This window comes from Phenylobacterium sp., assembly GCF_044236515.1.
Classification (GTDB): Bacteria; Pseudomonadota; Alphaproteobacteria; order Caulobacterales; family Caulobacteraceae; genus Phenylobacterium.
The window spans coordinates 1-3,307 of sequence record NZ_JBIIGK010000235.1; the positions used below are offsets into that span (position 1 = coordinate 1).

Annotated in this window: 5 protein-coding genes, 1 tRNA gene and 1 pseudogene; 1 reads left to right on the top strand and 6 read right to left on the bottom strand. The window is 67.4% G+C overall.

What is annotated here, in order from left to right; genetic code table 11:
- From ACILRF_RS15575 to ACILRF_RS15600, 6 genes and pseudogenes are all read right to left on the bottom strand, one after another.
- Positions 1 to 100: pseudogene (locus ACILRF_RS15575) on the bottom strand (50S ribosomal protein L10); the annotation flags it as partial.
- A 391-nt stretch (positions 101 to 491) separates the two neighbouring features.
- On the bottom strand, positions 492 to 1,181 hold the full coding sequence (gene rplA, locus ACILRF_RS15580; RefSeq protein WP_395674498.1) for a 50S ribosomal protein L1: 690 nt from the start codon (positions 1,179 to 1,181) through the stop codon (positions 492 to 494).
- A 3-nt stretch (positions 1,182 to 1,184) separates the two neighbouring features.
- Positions 1,185 to 1,616, bottom strand: a complete 432-nt coding sequence (rplK, locus tag ACILRF_RS15585) for a 50S ribosomal protein L11 (RefSeq protein WP_395674500.1) — start codon at positions 1,614 to 1,616, stop codon at positions 1,185 to 1,187.
- A gap of 164 nt (positions 1,617 to 1,780) precedes the next feature.
- Positions 1,781 to 2,344 carry a transcription termination/antitermination protein NusG gene (gene nusG, locus ACILRF_RS15590; protein WP_395674502.1) on the bottom strand — a complete coding sequence of 188 codons (564 nt, stop codon included), beginning with the start codon at positions 2,342 to 2,344 and terminating at the stop codon, positions 1,781 to 1,783.
- Positions 2,345 to 2,350: 6 nt separating this feature from the next.
- On the bottom strand, positions 2,351 to 2,653 hold the full coding sequence (gene secE, locus ACILRF_RS15595; protein WP_395674504.1) for a preprotein translocase subunit SecE: 303 nt from the start codon (positions 2,651 to 2,653) through the stop codon (positions 2,351 to 2,353).
- Between the two features lie 79 nt (positions 2,654 to 2,732).
- Positions 2,733 to 2,808 (bottom strand) — tRNA-Trp (locus ACILRF_RS15600).
- A gap of 162 nt (positions 2,809 to 2,970) precedes the next feature.
- On the opposite strand from ACILRF_RS15600, the gene ACILRF_RS15605 reads away from it, so the two are divergent.
- A complete protein-coding gene (locus tag ACILRF_RS15605) occupies positions 2,971 to 3,177 on the top strand; it encodes a hypothetical protein (RefSeq protein ID WP_395674506.1) in 207 nt (68 codons plus the stop codon).
- The last annotated feature ends 130 nt before the right edge of the window (positions 3,178 to 3,307 follow it).

Genomic DNA, 3,307 nt, shown 5'->3' on the forward strand with positions numbered 1-3,307 from the left:
CAACGGTCAGACCCATGTAGTGGGTCACGACCACGGCGCCGGCGCCCGCGAAATCGCCTTTCAGCGTTTCGATGGCTTCCTGCTTTTGAGCGCGGTCCATTGCGGTCTCCATACTCAGGTTCGACCCGCACGCGATTGCGCGAGCCGGATAGTCCCTGTCCATGTCGGAGAAGCCGCAGCCACGCGCCGGAGCCGCTCAGAGCGGCTCGGTCGCGGAACTTCATCTTCCCGTCTCCCGGCGGCCGGGGGAAGGCTCTCCCCCGCGTTATGGCTCCAGGCGGCCCCTGGATCCCCGCAGTTCTCGGACAGGATGGGAACCCTTGCGGGCGCCCGTCCTCGCCGGCCCCGGTGACAGGATCGGCGTGAAGGCGCGGCGTTTACACGAGCGGCGGCCAAAACTCAACCGCCCTGCCCGCGAAGATCGCCGCGCAAAAGAAAAGGCGCGGGCGATGCCGCCCGCGCCTTGAACTCCAGATCGCCGTCGGTGCGGCTTAGGCGCCGACCGAACCGCCGTCCACCTTGAAGCCCGGGCCCATCGTCGACGAGAGGCTGATCTTCTTGATGTAGGCGCCCTTGGCGCCCGACGGCTTGGCCTTGTTGAGCGCGTCGATGAGCGCCCGGACGTTGACCAGCAGCTGCTCCTCGGTGAACGAGGCCTTGCCGATGCCGGCGTGGATGATGCCGGTCTTCTCGGTGCGGAACTCGATCGCGCCGCCCTTGGCGTCCTTGACCGCTTGGCCGACGTTCGGGGTGACGGTGCCGACGCGCGGGTTCGGCATCAGGCCGCGCGGGCCCAGCACCTTACCCAGGCGGCCGACGAGGGCCATCATGTCCGGGGTGGCGATCACGCGGTCGAAGTCCATGAACCCGCCCTGGATCCGCTCGACCAGGTCCTCGGCGCCGACGACTTCGGCGCCGGCCGCCTTGGCTTCCTCGGCCTTGGCGTCCTTGGCGATGACGGCGACGCGGACGTCGCGGCCGGTGCCCGACGGCAGCGCGACGACGCCGCGGACCTGCTGGTCCGCGTGACGCGGGTCGACGCCCAGGTTGACGGCGATCTCGACGGTCTCGTCGAACTTGGCGTTGGCGTTGGCCTTCACCAGCTTGACGGCCTCTTCGACGGCATGGGCGGCGTTACGGTCGCCGATCCACTTCTGGGTGCGCTTCGGTTGCTTCGCCATCTCTTAGGCCTCCACGATCTCAAGGCCCATCGAGCGGGCGGAACCCTCGATGATGCGGGCGGCGGCCTCGACGTCGATGGCGTTGAGGTCCTTCATCTTCTTCTCGGCGATCTCGCGCAGCTGGGTGCGAGTGATCTTGCCGACGGTCTCACGGCCGGTCGCCTTGGCGCCGGACTTAAGGCCGACGGCCTGCTTGATGTAGAAGGTCGCCGGCGGCGTCTTCGTGACGAAGGTGAAGGACTTGTCCTGGTAGACCGTGATCACGGTCGGCAGGGGCGTGCCCTTGGCTTCCTTCTCGGTGCGGGCGTTGAACTCCTTGCAGAAGCCCATGATGTTGACGCCGCGCTGACCGAGCGCCGGCCCGATGGGCGGCGACGGGGTGGCGGAGCCCGCGGGCACCTGCAGCTTGATATAGCCCAGAATCTTCTTGGCCATCTTTGCTCCTCTTGGCTCGGGGAGAGCCGGTTGAGCCGTGGTGCGAGGTTACGGTGGCCGCCCTCTCCCACGGATTTGAATTCGCCGGACCCAAGCCCCGCGAAGCGCGCGCCTTTAGCAGGCGGACGTCATTGCGGCAACCGCGGGCGGTCGCCGCAGCCGGATCAGGCGATCTTCTCGACCTGGCCGTATTCGAGTTCGACGGGGGTCGCGCGGCCGAAGATCGAGACGGTGACGCGCAGGCGGGCCCGCTCCTCGTCGACCTGCTCGACCGAGCCGTTGAAGCTGGCGAACGGACCGTCGGTGACGCGCACCTGCTCGCCGATCTCGAACTGGATGGTCGGCTTCGGCCGCTCCACGCCCTCTTCGATGGCGCCGATGATGCGGGCGACTTCCTTTTCGGAGACCGGCATCGGTTTGGAGCCGGAACCGAGGAAGCCCGTGACCTTCGGGGTGTTCTTGATGAGGTGGTAGGCCTCGTCGGTCATCTCCATCTTCACCAGCACGTAGCCGGGGAAGAACTTGCGCTCGGCGTTGACCTTGCGGCCGCGACGGATCTCGACGACGTCCTCGGTCGGAACCAGGATGTCGGAGAAGTTCTCGTCGAGGCCCTGGGAGTGGGCCTGTTCCTTGATGGACTCGGCCACCTTCTTCTCGAAGTTCGAGTAGGCGTGGACGATGTACCACTTGTGGCGCGGGTTGGACTGCGTTTGGGGGGCTTCGGACATCTGCGCTTACCCGGCGTTCGCCAGATTGAGGATGAAGGACAGGCCGACACGCAGGAAGGTGTCGACGCCCCAGAAGAAGAGCGAGGCGAGCGTGACCATGATCGCCACCATCACCGAGGTGATCCAGGTCTCCTTGCGGCTCGTCCAGGTGATCTTGCGCGCTTCGGCGCGGACTTCCTTGGCGAACTGGCCGGGGCTGGTCTTGCGGCGCGGCGCAGCGGGCGCGGCGCCGGCGGGCGCCATCGCGGCCGCCGTACGGGCGGCGCGGGCCTTCATCGCTTGCGGGTTCGAGCCCGGTTTCCTGGCCATGGCGGCGTCTTAAACTCGTCGGTTGGAGGCGGGCCTTGGCAAGACCGCCCCGGTTCAGGTCAAACGTACATATAGTGGATGGCAGGAGTGGAGGGACTCGAACCCCCGGCCCTCGGTTTTGGAGACCGATGCTCTACCAGCTGAGCTACACTCCTAGGCTCATCCAGCCCGGCCCCGCCGGTGTGCGCCCTCGCCCGCCCTTGGCGGATTTAAAGCGAACCAGCGATGTCGGGTGGAACTAGGCGTATGACGCACGCCGCCCAGCTTTTCAAGCGGCATCGCAGGAAACCAAGCCTGCCTCGGGCGGTTCTTGCGGCATGCAAAACACCGACCCCGCTTACAACCGCGACGAAGACCTGAAACCCGGCTCCCCGCCCCGCCCGGCGACCGAGCCGGCCGGGGCGCAGCGCTCGACGCAGACCAACAAGACGATGACCGACCCGGCGACGGGCGCGCCGCAGCCGGGCATCCCGGCCCCGAACCAGTCCGAGGCCGAGCGCACCGACGACCTGGGCCAGGACTGAGCCGCGCGCAAAGGAAAAGGGCCGCCGGGGGTGTCCCGGCGGCCCTTGCCTTGGTCTCGAGTGAGCGGTGAGGCTTACTCGACGATCTTCGAGACGACGCCCGCGCCGACCGTACGGCCGCCTTCGCGGA